The organism is Sphingomonas plantiphila (assembly GCF_046000505.1).
GTDB lineage: Bacteria > Pseudomonadota > Alphaproteobacteria > Sphingomonadales > Sphingomonadaceae > Sphingomonas > Sphingomonas plantiphila.
The window spans coordinates 289,529-306,269 of sequence record NZ_JBELQC010000003.1; the positions used below are offsets into that span (position 1 = coordinate 289,529).

General features: G+C 66.4%; 21 protein-coding genes and 1 other RNA gene. 13 read left to right on the forward strand and 9 right to left on the reverse strand.

The window, feature by feature from the left end:
• Positions 1–243 precede the first annotated feature (243 nt).
• On the reverse strand, positions 244–1,464 hold the full coding sequence (locus ABS767_RS16435; protein ID WP_408080322.1) for a Gfo/Idh/MocA family protein: 1,221 nt from the start codon (positions 1,462–1,464) through the stop codon (positions 244–246).
• A 109-nt stretch (positions 1,465–1,573) separates the two neighbouring features.
• Positions 1,574–2,386, reverse strand: coding sequence for a ferredoxin--NADP reductase (locus ABS767_RS16440; protein ID WP_408080324.1), 813 nt, complete (start codon positions 2,384–2,386; stop codon positions 1,574–1,576).
• Between the two features lie 179 nt (positions 2,387–2,565).
• On the opposite strand from ABS767_RS16440, the gene ABS767_RS16445 reads away from it, so the two are divergent.
• Complete coding sequence (locus ABS767_RS16445) at positions 2,566–2,742, forward strand: hypothetical protein (protein WP_408080326.1); 177 nt, start codon at positions 2,566–2,568, stop codon at positions 2,740–2,742.
• A gap of 66 nt (positions 2,743–2,808) precedes the next feature.
• On the forward strand, positions 2,809–4,281 hold the full coding sequence (locus ABS767_RS16450; protein WP_408080328.1) for a hypothetical protein: 1,473 nt from the start codon (positions 2,809–2,811) through the stop codon (positions 4,279–4,281).
• 8 nt (positions 4,282–4,289) lie between these two features.
• Here ABS767_RS16450 and ABS767_RS16455 read toward each other — a convergent pair whose 3' ends face one another.
• The 3 genes from ABS767_RS16455 to ABS767_RS16465 all read right to left on the reverse strand — a co-directional run bounded on the left by ABS767_RS16455 (position 4,290) and on the right by ABS767_RS16465 (position 6,072).
• Positions 4,290–4,757 carry a GFA family protein gene (locus ABS767_RS16455; RefSeq protein ID WP_408080330.1) on the reverse strand — a complete coding sequence of 156 codons (468 nt, stop codon included), beginning with the start codon at positions 4,755–4,757 and terminating at the stop codon, positions 4,290–4,292.
• Positions 4,754–5,326 carry a lipocalin family protein gene (locus ABS767_RS16460; protein ID WP_408080332.1) on the reverse strand — a complete coding sequence of 191 codons (573 nt, stop codon included), beginning with the start codon at positions 5,324–5,326 and terminating at the stop codon, positions 4,754–4,756. Before ABS767_RS16460 ends, ABS767_RS16455 begins: the two co-directional genes overlap by 4 nt.
• Before the next feature lie 89 nt (positions 5,327–5,415).
• On the reverse strand, positions 5,416–6,072 hold the full coding sequence (locus tag ABS767_RS16465) for an alpha/beta hydrolase (protein ID WP_408080334.1): 657 nt from the start codon (positions 6,070–6,072) through the stop codon (positions 5,416–5,418).
• A 93-nt stretch (positions 6,073–6,165) separates the two neighbouring features.
• Here ABS767_RS16465 and ABS767_RS16470 point away from each other — a divergent pair, with 93 nt between their 5' ends.
• The 8 genes from ABS767_RS16470 to ABS767_RS16505 all read left to right on the forward strand — a co-directional run bounded on the left by ABS767_RS16470 (position 6,166) and on the right by ABS767_RS16505 (position 11,995).
• Positions 6,166–7,227 carry a cysteine desulfurase family protein gene (locus ABS767_RS16470; protein WP_408080751.1) on the forward strand — a complete coding sequence of 354 codons (1,062 nt, stop codon included), beginning with the start codon at positions 6,166–6,168 and terminating at the stop codon, positions 7,225–7,227.
• Entirely contained in the window at positions 7,224–8,318 is a 1,095-nt protein-coding gene (locus ABS767_RS16475) for a cysteine desulfurase family protein (RefSeq protein WP_408080336.1), read from the forward strand. The genes ABS767_RS16470 and ABS767_RS16475 overlap by 4 nt, the downstream gene beginning before the upstream one ends.
• Positions 8,315–8,650 (forward strand): 2Fe-2S iron-sulfur cluster-binding protein, encoded by a 336-nt coding sequence (locus ABS767_RS16480; protein ID WP_408080338.1) that lies wholly within the window; start codon positions 8,315–8,317, stop codon positions 8,648–8,650. The genes ABS767_RS16475 and ABS767_RS16480 overlap by 4 nt, the downstream gene beginning before the upstream one ends.
• Positions 8,650–9,510, forward strand: a complete 861-nt coding sequence (gene bla / locus ABS767_RS16485) for a class A beta-lactamase (protein WP_408080340.1) — start codon at positions 8,650–8,652, stop codon at positions 9,508–9,510. The genes ABS767_RS16480 and bla overlap by 1 nt, the downstream gene beginning before the upstream one ends.
• A gap of 34 nt (positions 9,511–9,544) precedes the next feature.
• An RNA gene (gene ffs / locus ABS767_RS16490) (signal recognition particle sRNA small type) lies at positions 9,545–9,643 on the forward strand.
• Positions 9,644–9,685: 42 nt separating this feature from the next.
• Positions 9,686–11,308 (forward strand): DNA polymerase III subunit gamma/tau, encoded by a 1,623-nt coding sequence (locus ABS767_RS16495; protein WP_408080342.1) that lies wholly within the window; start codon positions 9,686–9,688, stop codon positions 11,306–11,308.
• The gene (locus tag ABS767_RS16500; RefSeq protein ID WP_408080344.1) at positions 11,305–11,628 is read left to right on the forward strand and encodes a YbaB/EbfC family nucleoid-associated protein; all 324 of its coding nucleotides are present in this window, start codon (positions 11,305–11,307) and stop codon (positions 11,626–11,628) included. The genes ABS767_RS16495 and ABS767_RS16500 overlap by 4 nt, the downstream gene beginning before the upstream one ends.
• 82 nt (positions 11,629–11,710) lie before the next feature.
• Positions 11,711–11,995 carry a hypothetical protein gene (locus ABS767_RS16505; protein WP_408080346.1) on the forward strand — a complete coding sequence of 95 codons (285 nt, stop codon included), beginning with the start codon at positions 11,711–11,713 and terminating at the stop codon, positions 11,993–11,995.
• A 1-nt stretch (position 11,996) separates the two neighbouring features.
• On the opposite strand, the gene mtgA is transcribed toward ABS767_RS16505, so the two are convergent.
• The 3 genes from mtgA to ABS767_RS16520 form a co-directional block, all read right to left on the reverse strand.
• Positions 11,997–12,713 (reverse strand): monofunctional biosynthetic peptidoglycan transglycosylase, encoded by a 717-nt coding sequence (gene mtgA / locus ABS767_RS16510; RefSeq protein WP_408080753.1) that lies wholly within the window; start codon positions 12,711–12,713, stop codon positions 11,997–11,999.
• Positions 12,714–12,865: 152 nt separating this feature from the next.
• Entirely contained in the window at positions 12,866–13,771 is a 906-nt protein-coding gene (rpoH, locus tag ABS767_RS16515; protein WP_408080348.1) for an RNA polymerase sigma factor RpoH, read from the reverse strand.
• 82 nt (positions 13,772–13,853) lie between these two features.
• The gene (locus tag ABS767_RS16520; RefSeq protein ID WP_408080350.1) at positions 13,854–14,801 is read right to left on the reverse strand and encodes an RluA family pseudouridine synthase; all 948 of its coding nucleotides are present in this window, start codon (positions 14,799–14,801) and stop codon (positions 13,854–13,856) included.
• A gap of 18 nt (positions 14,802–14,819) precedes the next feature.
• Here ABS767_RS16520 and ABS767_RS16525 point away from each other — a divergent pair, with 18 nt between their 5' ends.
• A complete protein-coding gene (locus tag ABS767_RS16525) occupies positions 14,820–15,218 on the forward strand; it encodes a M67 family metallopeptidase (protein WP_408080352.1) in 399 nt (132 codons plus the stop codon).
• 90 nt (positions 15,219–15,308) lie between these two features.
• Positions 15,309–15,455 (forward strand): lmo0937 family membrane protein, encoded by a 147-nt coding sequence (locus ABS767_RS16530; RefSeq protein WP_408080354.1) that lies wholly within the window; start codon positions 15,309–15,311, stop codon positions 15,453–15,455.
• An 18-nt stretch (positions 15,456–15,473) separates the two neighbouring features.
• Here ABS767_RS16530 and ABS767_RS16535 read toward each other — a convergent pair whose 3' ends face one another.
• Positions 15,474–16,235 (reverse strand): SDR family oxidoreductase, encoded by a 762-nt coding sequence (locus ABS767_RS16535; RefSeq protein ID WP_408080356.1) that lies wholly within the window; start codon positions 16,233–16,235, stop codon positions 15,474–15,476.
• A gap of 103 nt (positions 16,236–16,338) precedes the next feature.
• On the opposite strand from ABS767_RS16535, the gene ABS767_RS16540 reads away from it, so the two are divergent.
• Positions 16,339–16,737, forward strand: coding sequence for a winged helix-turn-helix transcriptional regulator (locus tag ABS767_RS16540; protein WP_408080358.1), 399 nt, complete (start codon positions 16,339–16,341; stop codon positions 16,735–16,737).
• Positions 16,738–16,741 lie beyond the last annotated feature (4 nt).

The window sequence follows — 16,741 nt, forward strand, 5'->3', positions numbered from 1 at the left end:
AGTCCGCGCGGCGCCTGTTCCGCGTGCCGGGCACAAAAAGTCCCGTCGCTTACGTAGGTTAAGGATCGAGAAGGGTGGCGCGCGGCGCGTCGCAAGGCCCCGGATCGTCCGGTCCCGGATTGCAGCGCGGCGCATACCGTCACGCAAAGCGCCGGTTCTCCGGCATCGTTTCGGTCTCGCGATTTTTGAAAGTTGTCGGACGGCTAGTCCGGCGCGGTGGCTTTGGTGGCCCTCCGGGACTCTCTAGCCGCGCATGCGTCCGTCCGAGGCGAGCTTGACCACCTGCCCGGACCTTGCCGAGGCGTAGATCGCCTCGACCAGGCGCAAGTCGCGCAGGCCCATCTCACCGCCGGTCAGGATCGGGGTATTCTCGCGAATCGCGCTGGTGAAATGGTTGAGCTGCCCGGCGAACTGGGTCGTGGGATCGCCCGGGGTCAAGGCGACCGCGCCGGAGCCTTCGATCCGCATGTTCAGTCCGGAATAGTTGGTGGCGGGATCCATGATGAGCGTGCCTTCGGTGCCGCGCACCTGGGCAAGGTTGGCATTGGCGGAATCGTAGGAGGTCGCGAGTTGCGCGACGGCGCCCGATGGGAAGCGCCACTGCGACGCGACATGGGCGAAGATTTCGGTGAAGCGGGGGTCGCCGTCCGGGCGGAAGGTGGTCGCGCTGATGCTTTCGGGCATCTCGCCGCTGAGATAGAGCGCGGACTGAACGCCGTAGAGGCCGTAATCCTCGAGCGGGCCGCCGCCCGCCAGTGCGCGGTTGAAGCGCCAGTTCTGCGCCGGGGTCGTGGGACCGGCGCGATAGGATTGTTCGGTGCGAATCAGCCGGACGGTGCCGACCGCCCTTTCGCGCATCAGGCGCATCGCCATGACATTGTACGGCTCGAAATGGCAGCGATAGGCGATCATCAGCTTGCGGTCGGCGCGGCGGCCGGCGGCGATCATCGCTGCGCACTGCGCGCTGGAGAGCGCCATCGGCTTTTCGCACAATACATGCTTGCCAGCAGCGAAGGCGCGGATCGCGAAGTCGGCGTGGAATGCGGTGGGCAGGACGATATAGACGGCGTCGATGCGGTCGTCCGCGGCGATCTTCGCGAAGTCTTCATAGAAATAGCGCGCATCCGCGGGCACGCCATAGGCATCGCCGACCTGCGCCAGCTTATCGGGATTGCCGGAAACGAGCGCGCTGATGTGTGCCCGGTCGGCCTGATCGAAGCGCGGCATCATCTGACGCAGCGCATAATCGCCCAGCCCGACGATCGCGAAACCGACGCTGTCCCCGGGCCTGCGGCGGGGCGGAGTGGCGGGGAGGCGCAGGTTTGCGGGGAGAGGCTGCCCCTTAAGCCGGGCGTCGGTGGACTGGCGAAACGGGCTGGCGGCGCCGGCGGTCGCGGTCAGCGCGGCGCCGAGGGCCCCGGTAGCTTCGATGAAGCTGCGTCGTGACAGGGGGGTGTCCGGCATCGCCATATTCTCCATAAATTATCTGGAGAGCATAGCGGCATGCGGATGATAGCGCTACCACCCCGGAGGAACTTTGCTCACGCCGACCTTAGCCGGGCGCGATAGATGGTCAGCCGACGAACGCGCGTTCGATGACGTAGTGACCTGGCTTGCTGTTCGAACCTTCATCGAACCCCATGCCATCGAGCATCGCGGAGAGATCCTTGATCATCTCCATGCTGCCACACAGCATGATGCGGTCGGTTTCGGGGTCGAGCCGCTTCTCGCCTGCCATGTTCGGGCCCGTGAACAGCGCCCCGCTTTCGATCAGCGTGCCGATACGCTGGCTGGTCGGAAATGGCTCGCGGGTGACGGTGGGCAGGTAGCTGAACTGGACCAGCGCCTGATCCTGCACCAGCGGGTCGCCAGCGAGCTGTGCCTCAAGCTCCTCGCGGAAAGCGAGGTCGCTGACGCGGCGGACCGAGTGGACCAGCTGGATTTGGTCGAACATCTCATAGACGTCGGGATCGCGCGCAAGGCTGAGGAACGGCGCGAGGCCGGTGCCGGTGGAGAGGAAGAACAGGCGCTTGCCGGGAAGCAGCGCGTCGGTGACGAGCGTGCCGGTCGGCTTGCGGCCGAGGAACAGCTGGTCGCCGGGCTGAATCAACTGGAGCTTGGACGTCAGCGGGCCGTCGGGCACCTTGATCGAGAGGAATTCCAGCTCCTCGGCCCAGGCGGGGCTGGCGATCGAATAGGCGCGCAGCAGCGGACGGCCCTCACCCGGAAGGCCGAGCATCACGAATTCGCCCGAGCGAAAGCGGAAGCTCTGCGGCCGGGTGATGGTGAAGCTGAACAGATGCTCGTTCCAGTGGCGCACGCTGGTGACGGTTTCCACGGTCAGCGCGGCGGACGGGGCGAGCGGGATGGCGTTACGGTCAGACATTGCGGGGTCCGGTATAAGTGGGGGCGATGGCGCGCAACCCATTCAACGCTAAAGCGGTCGATGCTTTATCTATTCTATGGGCGAGCGTGAAGTGAAGTGGTAGCATTTAGGCTAATGCGAGGCAATCGCGTTTATTGGATCGGCTCGACGTAACTGCGGCGATTGTGCATGGGGGCGGGATGCGATCCGAACTGTCTACCGCCGCGACGACGCTGTTGTCCCTGCTGATGCTTGCGGCGGGCGGGCTCGTCTGGGGAGGCGTGACGATGATCCGCAGGGGCGACCGGACCAAGGGCGTACTGATGATCATATGTGCGGCGGTTCTGGTCGGGAACGTACTGATCTGGACGGTCTGACACTCCCCACTGATTTCGCTTTCGATTTCCGCGCGTTGGCGGCAGGATCGCGAAAAGGGGGGCCTTATGAAGCGTTGGATGATGGTGATGGCGGCCGTGCTGGCGGCGCCGGGAATTCCGGTTGCGCGTGCGGATGACGACGCGGTGGTCGCGAAGGCCGTCTCGGCCTTCCAGAACCAGGACTGCCCGACGACGCTGCGGTTGCTGAAGCCTTTGGTCAAGCCGGGCGTAGCCGAGAAGCTGTCCGAACCGCTGGGCGTCCACGCGCTGTACCTTGCGGCTGTGTGCGAATCCTATGACGGGCGATTTGCGGAGGCTCAGGCGCTCGCAGTGCGCGCCACCGCTTACTCCGAGGTGACGGACGAGTTGTGGCATTTTCGCCTCTTTGCCGGTCTGAACGCGAAGGACGCCGAGGGCGCCGCCGCAACGGTGCTGGCGATGCGCGAAGGGCGCGGCGGGGCGCTGAACACCACCGATATCGCATGGCTGTATCGCGCCGACGCGCTGCTGCGTGAGGCAAAGCGCGATGCGCTTCGCGAGCGGGTCCTCCAGGCGCTGGTCGACAATGCGTATGACCCTGAAGATCCGGTCGCGAGCAAAGACGGTTTCTATCAGCGGTTGATGCGAATCCGACTGGAGCGGGGCGACGTAGCCGGGGCGCGCGAGATGGCTGGGCGGATCGAGACTGCTCCGATGCTGCTCAACATCACGCTCGATCCGCGCTATCGCGATGTGGCGCCGCGCGATCTGGATATACGCGCAGCGGTGGAGCGCCAGCTTTCCAAGACCCGGGACGCGATCGCGCGCAACCCCGGTCGCCTGACGCCGCTGATCAACGCGGCGCGGCTGCTACGCGCGTTGGGGCAGCCCAAGGCAGCGCTCGAAATTCTCGAAAAGGCGCGCGCGCCGGGACGGACCCCGGAGTCGCATGTCGACGGCCAGGAAATGGCGCCGTGGTGGTGGAACTCGCTGGCCGAGACGCATATCATGCTCGGCGATGCGGATGCGGCGATCGCCGCGATGCGCGAGGGCAGCAAGCCAGATGCCGGCGGGGTGCCGCAGGTCAGCCAGCTCATCAATCTCGCCAGCACCCAGATCCAGTTCCGGCGCTATGCCGATGCGCTGAAGGCGCTGCCTGCCGACGATGCGAAGCTGCCGCTGAGCCCCTTTGGCGCGATGCAGATCCGGCTGGTGCGGCTGTGCGCCAATGCGGGGCTGGGCAACACGGCCGCCTTGGCTGCGGATCGCAGTTACATCGAGGCGAAGAGCGCGGACGACGGCAAGGCGTTGAGCGAGATGTTTCTGTGCCTGGACGATCGTGATGCGGCGGCCAAGGCGCTGATCGCCGAGTTGGAGGATCCCGACCGTCGCGTCGCGGCGCTGACCCGGCTGAGCAACTATGATCCGCCGTTGCCGGGCAGTCCGGTGAGTATCGCCGAGGTGCGCGAGGCGGAAGTCAAGCAGCGTCCCGATGTGCAAGCGGCGCTGGAGAAAGCGGGTGGTGCGCGGCGGATCCCGTTGCAGGAGGGCGAGCTCTAGATCGGACGTCAGTCGCGATCGGGCGCTTGATTGTTGCTCGACGCGATTGCGGTCGCCCAATCGGCATCCTGATCCTCGGTCGCGCCGATGTCTTCGAGCGTCGGGAGGCTGTCGAACCACGGCAGGCGCGATTCGCTGCCCATCTGGCGGCGCGGCGGGAAGGCGGCCGGGTCGTCGAGTGAGCCGATGGTGAGGTTGGTGTGCTTGCCCTGAAGGTCGCGATAGGTGAGCGGGGCGCCGCATGCGGCGCAGAAGCCGCGATCGACATGGTCGGAGCTGCGGAAGGCGGCGGGCGTGCCGCGCGTCCACTCGAGCGCGTCGTTAGGCGCCGCAACGAGCGCCGAGAACAGACCGCCGGTCGCCTTCTGGCACATGCGGCAATGGCACAGATGCGCATTGTCGAGCATTGCGGTGGCGCGATAGCGGACCGCACCGCACTGGCAGCCGCCGGTGACCGTGATGTCGATGCGCTTCATTCGGGCCCCGGCTCGTGTTGCGTGATGCGTAGCGCCCAGCGGTCGTAGCCCAGCGCCTCGATCCGCCGGAACAGTGTTTGGAGCTGGTCGGCGGCGGGGTGCGGATCGCGGCTGAGCAGCCAGAGATAGCGGCCGCCGGGTTCGCCGACGATCGACCAGTCATAGTCGTCGCCATGGTCGAGTACCCAATAGTCGCCGGTGTAGAGCGGGCCGAAGAAGGAGACCTTGAGCTTCGCGCCGGTTTCCGTGTCGGCGACGATCGCCTGGCCCCGGGCAATGTCGCGTTCGTCCTCGCCCGCGCGCAGGCCGCTGTTGACGATGCCGACCTTGCCGCCGGGTTCGAGCGCGTATTCGGCGGTGACCGCGTCCATGTTCTTCTGAAAGCGGTTTTCGTGGCGCGCGAGTTCGTACCACAGGCCGGTATAACGCGTTAGGTCGACCGGCTTGGCCGGCTGCGGCACCTTTGCGTTGATCACGGGCGGGCGCGTGGCGCGTGAATAGAGGAACAGGCCGCCAATGGCGGCGGCGGCGACGCCGGTGGCGATCTTGATCGCAGTGGTTTGCTTCATCCCGCGATCATGCGGCGGGGTCGGCCGAAAAGCAAAGGGCCGGAGCGATGCCCCGGCCCTTTCCCATGATCAGATGCGCTTGGCGCGCTTCACCGGATCGGCGAGTTCGGGTCCAGCCGCATATCGAGATATTTGTCCACGCTGCCCATCAGCTGGTCCATTTCATGCTCGAAGAAATGGTTCGCACCGGGGATGGTGTCGTGGTGGATGGTGATGTGCTTTTGCGTGCGCAGCTTGTCGACCAGCTTCTGCACCGCGCCGGGGGTGACGACCTCGTCATTCTCGCCCTGGATGATGATGCCCGACGAGGGGCAGGGGGCGAGGAAGGTGAAGTCGAACATGTTCGCCGGCGGCGCGACCGAGATGAAGCCGCGAATCTCCGGGCGACGCATCAGCAGCTGCATGCCGATCCACGCGCCGAAGCCGAAACCCGCGACCCAGGTGGTCGACGCCTCGGGGTGAAAGCTCTGCACCCAGTCGAGCGCGGACGCGGCGTCCGAAAGCTCGCCGATGCCGTTGTCAAAGGTGCCCTGGCTCTTGCCGACGCCGCGGAAATTGAAGCGCAGCGTCGCGAATCCACGGCGCTGGAAGGTCTTGTACAGCTCCTGCACGATGCGGTTGTTCATCGTGCCGCCGGCGTTGGGATGCGGATGCAGGATCATCGCAACCGGTGCGCGGGGGCGGGGAGCGGGGGCGAAACGCCCTTCGAGGCGGCCTTCGGGACCGGGGATGATGACTTCGGGCAAAGTGGACCTGCTCTTTGGCTGTGGCGCGGTAGCGCGGAAACGGGTGCAGGCTATATAGTCCGGAAGCCCCGACAAGCAATTGGAACGATTCTCCTGACCGACCGCATCTATCTGGACCATGCCGCGACCACGCCGATGCTGCCGGAGGCGCAGGCCGCGGTGATCGAGGGCATGACCCGCTGGGCCAACCCGTCGTCGCCCCATGCCGAGGGGCGTGCGGCACGCGCCGCGCTGGAGGCGGCGCGGCGCGCGGTCGCCGGCGCCTATGGCTGGCCGCACGAGCTGATCTTCACCAGCGGGGCGAGCGAGGCGCTGCACATCGCGCTGCGCCGGGGCATGGCGCGGACGACGCTGATCACTGCGGTCGAGCACGACGCGGTATTACGCTTGGCCGAAGGCGCGCGGACGCTGCCGGTCGACGCGCAGGGCATCATCGACCGCGACGCGCTGACGGGTGCCGTCGGGCCGGATACTGCGTTGTGCGTGCAATGGGCCAATAGCGAGACGGGCGTGCGCCAGCCGATCGCCGAGATTGCGGGCATCGTCCATACCGCGGGCGGAACGCTGATCGTCGATGCCGCACAGATGCCGGCGGGCGCCGATCCCGAGATCAAGCAGGCCGATCTGGTGGTGGTATCGGCGCACAAGCGCGGTGGTCCGCCGGGCATGGGCGCGCTGCTGGTCCGCGACTTCGCCACGCTGATCCCGACGGGGGGGCAGGAAAAGGGCTATCGCGCCGGGACCGAGAATCTGCCGGGCGCGCTGGGCTATGCCGCGGCGCTGGCGGTGCCCGAGGATCTGGCGGCGATGGCACGACTGCGCGCACGGCTGGAGGCGGCGCTGCCCGGAGTCGAGGTGATCGGCGGGGGGAGCGCGCGAAGCCCGCTGATCGGTGCGTATCGCATGCCGGGCGTGTCGTCGGCGGCGCAGCTGATCCGGTTCGACATGGCCGGGATTTCGGTGTCGGCGGGCAGCGCCTGCGCGTCCGGCAGCCTGCGCCCCAGCCATGTGCTGAGCGCGATGGGGTTGGAGGAGCCGGCGCTGCGCGAAGTGGTGCGGGTGAGCTTCGGGCGCGGGACGAGCGAGGCGGAGGTGGACGCGTTCGCCGCCGCCTGGCGCGAGATCGCTCAGGACGCGCGGGCGCGGGCGGCATGACCTATCTCGACTATCAGGCGACCACTCCGCTCGCGCCCGAGGCACTGGCGGCGATGGCGCCATGGATGACGGACAATTTCGCCAACCCGCATTCGGCGCACGCCGCCGGGCGCAAGGCGAAGGCGGCGGTCGAGGCGGCACGGGAGCAGGTCGCCGGGCTGATGCCCGATGGTGGGACGGTGAGTTTCACCTCGGGCGCGACCGAGGCTTTGAACTGGGCGATCAAGGGTACGACCGGCGGAATCGTGACCATCGCGACGGAACATGCCGCGGTGCTGGACACGGTGGCGGCCGAGGCGCGGCGTGGGCGGGCGGTGACGGTGCTGCCGGTCGGTCCGGAGGGGCTGATCGACCTCAATGCGGCGCGCGAAGCGATCCGCCCCGGCATTGGGCTGGTCGCAGCGATGCTGGTCAACAACGAGATCGGGGTGATCCAGCCGGTCGAGGAGATTGCCGAGCTGGCCAAGGCGGCGGGCGCGCTGATGTTGTGTGATGCGGTGCAGGGCTTTGGGCGCGAGATTATTCCCGACGCCTGCGATCTGGTCGCGGTGTCGGCGCACAAGATCCATGGGCCGAAGGGGATCGGGGCGCTGTGGGTGCGGGACGGCGTCACGCTCGAGCCGCTGCTGCATGGCGGCGGGCAGGAGCAGGGCGGGCGTTCCGGAACGATGGCGCCGGCGCTGTGTGCCGGGTTCGGCGCCGCCGCCGCGCTGGCCAAGCAGCGCTTCGGCGCGGATCGGGCGCATGTCGCGCAACTGTTTCGTGCGGCGCACCGCGCGCTGGGCGGGGCCGGGTGGGAGCTCAACGGCTCACTCGACGAGCGCTATCCCGGCAATCTCAACATGCGGCGCGTGGGGCTGGACGTCGCGCGGCTGATGTCCGATCTGCGCGACATCGCCTTTTCGGCGGGATCGGCCTGCGCTAGCGGGTCGGGGCGGCCGAGCCATGTGTTGAAGGCGCTGGGACTGAGCGACGCAGAGGCGCGGTCGAGCGTTCGGCTCGGGTTCGGGCGCTATACCACCGAGGAGGAATTGTTGGCGGCAATCGAACGGATCGACGAAGCGGCGCGCGCGCAGACGGTGACGGCATGATCCGGGTGCGCTTCCTGACGCCCGAGGGCGATGTGGCGGCGGAGACCGAGGGCGCGGAGGGCGACCGGCTGCTCGAACTGGGGCAGGCGAAGGGCATGCCGCTGGAAGGGACGTGCGAGGGGCAGATGGCGTGCTCCACCTGCCACGTCATCGTCGCGACGGAGGATTTCGACCGGCTGCCGCGCGCGAGCGAGGAGGAGGAGGACATGCTCGACCTCGCCATCGGCGCGACGCGGACCAGCCGGTTGTCGTGCCAGATCGTGTTGACCCCCGATCTCGACGGGCTGACGGTCAGCCTGCCTTCAGAACATCGCGATATGCAGGGACGATGATGACTTTAACGACAAACCGCCGCACCCTGATCGCGGGCGGGGCCGCGCTCGCCAGCCTGCCCGCCTTCGCACAGGGCAAGGGGCCGTTCGACCGCATCCGGGCCGAGACCGGCGGGCGGCTGGGACTGGCGGTGTACGATACCGGCTCCGGGCGGCGCTATTTCGACGGGGCCGAGGCGCGCTTTGCCATGTGCTCGACGTTCAAGGTGCCGCTGGTCGCGGCGGTGCTGGCGCGGGTGGACCGCGGCGAGCTCGACCTGGCGCGCGAGATCCGGTTCAGCGAGGCGGATCTGCTGGACTATGCGCCGTTGGTGAAGGCCAACCTGGCCAAGGGCGCGCTGTCGATCGAAGCGCTGTGCGAAGCAGCGGTGGTGATGAGCGACAACAGCGCCGCCAACCTGCTGTTCGGCCAGGTCGCCGGCGCGCGCGGGCTCACCAAATTCATCCGCGAGGCGGGGGACGCGATCACGCGGTCCGATCGCTACGAGCCGGAGCTCAACAATGTGCGCAATGGCGAGGTGCGCGATACGACGACGCCCGAGGCGATGTTGTGGCTGATGAACCGCCTGCTGCTCGGCGACGTGCTCTCGCCCGCGTCGCGTGCGAAGCTGATCGGCTGGATGGAGGCGTCGCCGACCGGCAAGGACCGACTGCGTGCCGGGCTGCCCAAAAGCTGGCGCGTCGGCGACAAGACGGGGACGAGCGGAGAGGGCTATTTCAACACCATCGCCATCGCGACGCCGCCGGGGCGCAAGCCTATCCTGATCACCTGCTATCTCGACGCGCCCGGGCTGGACTCGGCCAAGGCAAATGCGGCGCACGCGAAGGTGGGGGAGCTGATCGGGCTGTTGTTCGCCTGATCTTGCGTCCGGCGACCACTTCCCCCATATGCGCCGCGGGAGTCGGGCGGACGATGCCGTCGCCAACCCGGTCAGGTCCGGAAGGAAGCAGCCGTAACGATTTTCGTGTCGGGTCGTCCCGGCTCCCACCTTCCCTACATGACGTGACCGGCCGGAGCCGCTAGGGTCTTCCGCAATGTCCGATTCATTTCTTGGCCTCGACGAACCCCTGCAGCCGCGCGACAGCGTGTATCGCGTGCTCGCGCGCAAATATCGCCCGCAGACCTTTGCCGAGCTGATCGGGCAGGATGCGATGGTGCAGACGCTGGGCAATGCGATCAAGCGCGATCGGCTGGCGCATGCATTCCTGCTGACCGGCGTGCGCGGGGTCGGCAAGACGTCGACCGCGCGGCTGATCGCCAAGGCATTGAACTGCATCGGGCCGGACGGGCAGGGCGGGCCGACGATCGACCCGTGCGGGGTGTGCGAGCCGTGCCGCGCGATTGCCGAGGGGCGGCATATCGACGTGATCGAGATGGACGCCGCGAGCCATACCGGCGTCGACGACGTCCGCGAGATCATCGATGCGTCGCGCTATGCGGCGGTGAGCGCGCGGTACAAAATCTACATCATCGACGAAGTTCATATGCTGTCGAAGAATGCGTTCAACGCGCTTCTGAAGACGCTGGAAGAGCCGCCGGGGCATGTGAAATTCCTGTTCGCGACGACCGAGGTGCAGAAGGTGCCGGTGACGGTGCTGTCGCGCTGTCAGCGGTTCGATCTTCGGCGGATTCCGGCGGAAAAGCTCGCCGCGCATTTCGGCGAGGTGGTCGAGAAGGAAGGCGCGGAGGCGGAGCCCGAGGCGCTGGCGATGATCGCGCGCGCAGCGGAAGGCTCGGCACGCGACGGGCTTTCAATCCTGGATCAGGCGATTGCGCATGCCGGCATGGAAGGCGGGGCGGTCACGGCGGACGCGGTGCGCGACATGCTCGGCCTTTCGGACCGCAACGCGATCCGTGACCTGTTCGGGCTGGTGATCGCGGGCGACGCGCCGGGTGCGCTCGCGGCGCTGCGCGGGCAGTATGATCTGGGGGTCGATCCGCAGGCGGTGCTCAAATCGCTGCTGGAGACCGTGCATCGCGTGACGCTGGCGAAGCTGGGCAATGACGTGATTCCGGGGCAGGCGGCGGAAGAGAGCGCCGCGCTGGCCGACTGGGCGGCGAAGCTGGGGTTTCCGGCGTTGCACCGGCTGTGGCAGTTGCTGCTGAAGGGCCATGACGAGGTAATCCGTGCCGCGCTGCCGATCGAGGCGTGCGAGATGGCGCTGTTGCGCGTGATCCACGCATCGACGCTGCCCGATCCCGGCGAACTGGCGCGCAAGATAGCCGAGGGCGTACCGATGGGTGGCGCCACCCCTGCGGCTGCCCCCGCAGCGCCGGCCGAACCGGCGGCGCCGCGCAACATCGCTGAGGTCGTGGAGCGGCTCTCCGCCGCGCATGAAGAGCATCTGGCAGCACGCGTGCGGAACCTTGTCCGCCCGATCCGGTTGGAGGAACCCGTGGTCGAGGTGAGCAGCCAGGGCCTGCCCGCCGATCTGGTGCATGATTTCGAAAACGCGCTGCGGCGCGTACTCGGCAAGCGCTGGTCGCTTCGCGTGACCGATGCGCCGGGCCAGCCCACGCTGAACGAGGAGCGGGCGGCACTGGAGGCGGCCGAGCGCGACGCAGTGCTCAACTCTCCGGTCGTTGCCGCCGCGCTCGAAGCCTTTCCCGACGCCGAACTGATCGGCTGGACCCGCGATAACAGGAGGTTTGGATGAAGAGTATCGAAGATATCATGGCGATGGCGCAGAACGTCCAGAACGAACTGTCCAAAGCGCAATCGACGCTCGATACGATCGAGGTGGAAGGCGGCTCGGGCGGCGGGCTGGTCAAGGTCAAGGCAAGCGCCAAGGGCCGGATCATCGGCGTCGATATCGACGAATCGCTGCTTGCGCCGTCCGAAAAGCAGATGCTGGAGGACTTGATCGCCGCGGCGCTGAACGATGCCCGGGCGAAGGCCGATGCCGCGGCACAGGCTGAAATGTCGAAGCTTTCGAGCGGCATCCCGCTGCCGCCGGGATTCAAGCTGCCGTTCTGAGCCGCGCCTGAACATTTCACAACGGGAACAATGGCTGCAGCCCCGGCGTTGGGCCGCCAATGTTCAAGGTTGGAGATGCGAAATGGCTGATGAACGGATTGTCGAACGCGATGATGGCGTGACCGCGGAGCGCGTGACCGAGCGCAATGGCGGCGGCGGTACGACTGTGATCGAGCGTCGCGGTGGCGGCGGCGGGCTGATCCTGGGGATCATCGCGCTGCTGATCGTCGTGGTCGGCGCCTTCTATTTCCTGAGCAATAATTCCGAGACGCGCAAGGACGCGGCGATCACCGAAGCGGCTCAGGCTGTCGGGGACACTGCCGAGAAAGCCGGCGACGCGATCGAGAAGTCGGCTCCGGCCGAGTAACTCAGCGGAGGCAGGCGTCCAGCGCATCGCGCTGGACGATGCCGATGCGGGCGGCGATGGAATTGCCGTAACGGCGGGTGAAGCCCTTCGGGGCGACACCCGCCCTTTTCTTGGGCAGCGGCAGCACGGCGGCAATGCGCGCCGCTTCGTTGCGGGTGAGGTTGCCCGCGCCCTTCTTGAAATAGCGACGCGCGCCCGCCTCGGCCCCATAGGTGCCGATGCCGGTTTCGGCGACGTTGAGATAGACTTCCATGATGCGGCGCTTGCCCCAGATCGTCTCGATCAGCAGCGTGAACCACGCCTCCAGCGCCTTGCGGAAATAGCCGCCCCCTTGCCATAGAAAGACGTTCTTCGCGGTCTGCTGACTGATCGTGGAGCCGCCGCGCAGCACCTTGCCGCCCTTGGCGTTGCGCAGCATCGCCGCCGCCATCGAATCATAGTCGAAGCCCGAATGGCTGCAGAAGCTGCTGTCCTCGGCCGCGATCGCGGCGCGGGCCATGTCGGCGTCGATGCGTGAGAGCGGCACCCAGGTCTTGGTCACGCCATGTCCCGAAAATACGTCGCCCAGCATCGTCAGCGTAAAGGGCGGGGGCACGAAGCGGTAGAGGGTGACCATTGCGACCGAGACGAGCACGAAGGCCAGCGCGCCCTTGAACAGCCAGCCGACGAAGCGCCGACCGATCGATTTGCGGGGTTTGGCAGGCTTCACGGGTTGAATGCCGATTCCGTCGAGATGGTCGAGGTCGGGGAGGGGGTGGGGCCCGAGCGGCGGAACCGAGCGTGACGACGCGGACATCGCCGGGCGCTGAGCACCCGGCGCCGCCGCATCCTTATCGTCGATCGGATCGCTCACCCGCCCCCGGCGACGCGTCAGCCGACGGTCAGCAGGCGACGGTCGCCCGCCAGCCGCATCATCGCCTTTTGCAGCTTTTCGAAGGCGCGAACCTCGATCTGACGGACGCGCTCGCGGCTGACGCCATAGACCTGGCTCAGTTCCTCGAGCGTCTTGGGATCGTCGGTGAGGCGGCGTTCGGTGAGAATGTGCTGCTCACGATCGTTGAGTTCGTCCATCGCCTCGACAAGCAGCGAGTGGCGGACATCCGCTTCCTGCGCCTCGGCGACGACTTCGTCCTGAAGCGCGCCGTCGTCCTGCAGCCAATCCTGCCACTGGCTCTCGCCGTCCTCGCGCACGGGGACGTTGAGCGAGGTGTCGCCCCCCATCGCCATGCGGCGGTTCATGCTGACGACCTCGTCCTCGGTTACGCCGAGATCGTGGGCGATCTTGGCCACGTCCTCGGGCTTGAGATCGCCGTCCTCGAATGCGTCGAGCTTCGCCTTCATCCGGCGCAGGTTGAAGAACAGCTTCTTCTGCGCGGCGGTGGTGCCCATCTTCACGAGGCTCCACGAGCGCAGGATGAATTCTTGAATCGACGCGCGGATCCACCACATCGCATAGGTGGCGAGGCGGAAGCCGCGATCGGGCTCGAACTTCTTCACGCCCTGCATCAGGCCGATATTGCCCTCGGAGATCAGTTCGCTGACCGGCAAGCCATAGCCGCGATAGCCCATCGCGATCTTCGCCACGAGGCGCAGATGCGAGGTGACCAGCTGCGCGGCCGCTTCGGGATCGCCATGCTCCTGAAAGCGCTTCGCGAGCATATATTCCTGCTCGGGCGCGAGGATCGGAAACTTCTTGATCTCCGCCAGGTAGCGGTTGAGGCTCGCCTCACCACCAAGGGCTGGGATCGTCGCGGGGACGTTGCTTCCGGTTGCCATGGTCACTTACTCCCTTTCTGATGGCTTCCCCCCTGTAGCGGCAGGGATGCCGGTCGACTCTCCATTCGGACGAGTCAGAAAACTATACGATGAGGTTATCCATCAGTTCCTGCATGTCCGCAGGCATTTCGCTATCGAACGCCAAAGCGTTACTATTGATAGGATGGATGAACCCCAGACGGGCGGCGTGCAAGGCCTGACGGCGGAAACCCATGGTTTCCAATACCTCCCGATGTTCTTTTTTCGTTCTACCGTAAATCGGGTCGCCAATCAACGGATGACCGAGCGACGCCATGTGCACGCGCACCTGATGCGTGCGGCCGGTTTCGAGCCGGCATTCGACCAGCGCGGCTTCGTACAATGGCCGGACCAGCGTCCAGTGAGTGACCGCCCGCTTGCCGCCCGCCTGGACGGCGATCTTCTTGCGGTTTTGTGGCGATCGCGCAAGCGCCGCGTCCACGGTTCCGCCTGACGTTTTCGGTCGGCCCGAGACGATCGCCTGGTACCGCCGGTCGATCGAGTGATCCTTGAACTGGCGGGCGAGGCCGACATGCGCGCGATCGGTCTTCGCGGCGACCATCAGGCCCGACGTGTCCTTGTCGATGCGATGGACGATGCCCGGCCGCGCCACGCCGCCGATGCCCGACAGGCTGCCCTGGCAATGGTGCAGCAGCGCGTTGACGAGCGTGCCGTCGAAATTGCCCGCAGCGGGGTGGACGACGAGGCCGGCCTGCTTGTCGATGACGATCAGATGCTCGTCCTCGAACACCACGTTGAGCGCGATGTCCTGTGCCTCGTTATGCGCCGGTTCGGGGTCAGGCACGTTGAGGGTGAAGGTCGCCCCGCCGGGTGCCTTTTTCTTGGGATCGCGGATCAGACCGTCAGGTCCGGTGACATTGCCGGTGGAGATCAGCGCCTTGATCCGCTCACGCGACAGCGTGGGGAGCGCATCCGCCAAAGCCCGGTCGAGCCGCCAGCCATCTGCCGTGTCCGCGATCCGCGCTTCGAGTGTGGAAACCCCCCGGTTCATTGTTCTAGAGAAATGGGGATGGGTTTGCGGATTTCAAGCTGTGTTATCGCACTAATCCAGCGGGCGGCGGAGGAGGCCGCGCCGCTGGAGGCTTGCGGGCTTTTGTTCGGCGCCGATCGGGTCGAGCGTGCGAGCATCGAGGTCAATGTAGCAAACGACCCAAGCCGCCGGTTCGAGATCGATCCAGGCGCGCTGATCGCTGCGTTGCGGGCCGAGCGCGGCGGTGGGGAGAGGGTGATCGGATACTGGCATTCGCATCCATCGGGAGTTGCGTTGCCATCGCTGACCGATGCCGAAATGGCGGCGGAGGACGGGAATATCTGGGTGATCGTGGCCGGTGACGAGGTGACGGCGTGGCGCGCGGGAGCGAGCGGAGTACATGGCCGATTCGCGCGCGTGACGATCGAACCAGACTGACGGATCGCCGTTTTCCGCCCGCCGACGCGGGCCGTGCGGAACGTTTCGGCTGCGACCTGGTTATTCCTTTGAACCAAAAGGGGAATACATATGCTCTGGACGATCGCCGTCATTCTGCTGATCCTGTGGCTGCTGGGCTTTTCGCTCAACGTCGCGGGTGGCCTGATCCACCTTATCCTCGTCGTCGCGCTGATCGTGATCGTGGTCCAGTTCCTGCGCGGGCGAAGCGGGGTTTGATCCCCTAAGGGCGGCGGGCTAGTGCCCGCTGCCCTTCGCCATTGCCGTGACCGCCGCAAGCGCGGCGTCGAAGCGGCCTTCCGCCTCCGCATTGCGGAGGAACTTCACATTTTCCACCAGCACTTCGTTTGGTGTGGGGGCCTGTCTCAAGAGGGCCATCACCTCGTCCGCGAATGCGTCGAGCGGCTGATAGCCCGGTCGCGTCCGCTGTCCCGGGGTAAGATCCGTCTGCACCGCGGGCGGGGCGAGTTCGATGACCTCCACGGATCCGGCAAGCGCATCGCGTAGCGAGATGGTGAAGCTGTGCAGTGCCGCCTTGGTCGCGTTGTAGGTGGCGGTCGTGACCAGCGGCACGAAGGCGAGGCCCGAGGTGACATTGACGATGGCAGCATCTGCCTGTCCCTTCAGATGATCAACCAGCGCGTTGGTGAGGCGGATCGGGCCGAGCAGGTTGGTCGTGATCGTCGCCTCCGCGTCGGCGAGATCGCGACGGGCCGAGAGGTCCTCGAAGCGCATGATCCCGGCATTGTTGATCACCACGTTGAGCGCCGGATGGGCGGCGATCAGGTCGTGCGCAAAGCTCTCGATCGCCTCGGCGCTCTCGATGTCGAGCGTCATGCCGTGCATGTTTTCCCGCCCCGCGATCGCGGCGTCGAGCGCCGCGCGGCGGCGACCTGCGACGATTACGGTATTGCCAGCGTCGTGCAGGCGGTGGGCCAGTGCCTCGCCGATCCCCGAACCGCCGCCAGTGATGAGAATGGTGTTCCCGCTCTGCTTCATCTTCGTCTCCTGCGTCTAACGATGACGGCGATCTAGGATGCTGCTATCCACGCGAAAGAAGGCACCCGAAAGATTTATACTTACCGGAAAGAGAGTATTGGAAATGGGCAATGGCGAATGGCACGCGGACGACCCGCGCGTCGATGCGCTGGTCTATGAACTGATCGGCGCCGTTGCGGACAAATGGACGATGATCGTGCTCGAAACGCTCGACGAGCAGGGCGAGTTGCGGTTCACGCAAATTGCGAAAGCGATTCCCGGCATCAGCCAAAAGATGCTGACGCAGACGCTGCGGCGGATGGAGCGGGACGGATTCGTGACGCGCACCGTGCATGCGGTCGTGCCGCCGCGCGTGGACTATCGGCTGACACCGCTGGGCGAGAGCCTGGGCGAGGCGTTTTGCGGGGTATGGATGTGGGCGGAGGCGCATCTGGAGAAAGTGGCGGCGGCGCGCACGGCGTTCGATGGAGCAGCGCTTTCCTCCGTTCCGCACCAGTCCTAAGTAG

Coding starts and splice junctions, on each gene's coding strand:
- ABS767_RS16445 (WP_408080326.1), top strand. CDS start 2,566: ATGCGATCCGAACTGTCTACCGCCGCGACGACGCTGTTGTCCCTGCTG.
- bla (WP_408080340.1), top strand. CDS start 8,650: ATGACTTTAACGACAAACCGCCGCACCCTGATCGCGGGCGGGGCCGCG.
- ABS767_RS16530 (WP_408080354.1), top strand. CDS start 15,309: ATGCTCTGGACGATCGCCGTCATTCTGCTGATCCTGTGGCTGCTGGGC.
- ABS767_RS16500 (WP_408080344.1), top strand. CDS start 11,305: ATGAAGAGTATCGAAGATATCATGGCGATGGCGCAGAACGTCCAGAAC.
- ABS767_RS16450 (WP_408080328.1), top strand. CDS start 2,809: ATGAAGCGTTGGATGATGGTGATGGCGGCCGTGCTGGCGGCGCCGGGA.
- ABS767_RS16520 (WP_408080350.1), bottom strand. CDS start 14,801: ATGAACCGGGGGGTTTCCACACTCGAAGCGCGGATCGCGGACACGGCA.
- ABS767_RS16540 (WP_408080358.1), top strand. CDS start 16,339: ATGGGCAATGGCGAATGGCACGCGGACGACCCGCGCGTCGATGCGCTG.
- ABS767_RS16460 (WP_408080332.1), bottom strand. CDS start 5,326: ATGAAGCAAACCACTGCGATCAAGATCGCCACCGGCGTCGCCGCCGCC.
- ABS767_RS16435 (WP_408080322.1), bottom strand. CDS start 1,464: ATGCCGGACACCCCCCTGTCACGACGCAGCTTCATCGAAGCTACCGGG.
- ABS767_RS16505 (WP_408080346.1), top strand. CDS start 11,711: ATGGCTGATGAACGGATTGTCGAACGCGATGATGGCGTGACCGCGGAG.
- rpoH (WP_408080348.1), bottom strand. CDS start 13,771: ATGGCAACCGGAAGCAACGTCCCCGCGACGATCCCAGCCCTTGGTGGT.
- ABS767_RS16480 (WP_408080338.1), top strand. CDS start 8,315: ATGATCCGGGTGCGCTTCCTGACGCCCGAGGGCGATGTGGCGGCGGAG.
- ABS767_RS16455 (WP_408080330.1), bottom strand. CDS start 4,757: ATGAAGCGCATCGACATCACGGTCACCGGCGGCTGCCAGTGCGGTGCG.
- ABS767_RS16525 (WP_408080352.1), top strand. CDS start 14,820: ATGGGTTTGCGGATTTCAAGCTGTGTTATCGCACTAATCCAGCGGGCG.
- ABS767_RS16535 (WP_408080356.1), bottom strand. CDS start 16,235: ATGAAGCAGAGCGGGAACACCATTCTCATCACTGGCGGCGGTTCGGGG.
- ABS767_RS16495 (WP_408080342.1), top strand. CDS start 9,686: ATGTCCGATTCATTTCTTGGCCTCGACGAACCCCTGCAGCCGCGCGAC.
- ABS767_RS16440 (WP_408080324.1), bottom strand. CDS start 2,386: ATGTCTGACCGTAACGCCATCCCGCTCGCCCCGTCCGCCGCGCTGACC.
- ABS767_RS16475 (WP_408080336.1), top strand. CDS start 7,224: ATGACCTATCTCGACTATCAGGCGACCACTCCGCTCGCGCCCGAGGCA.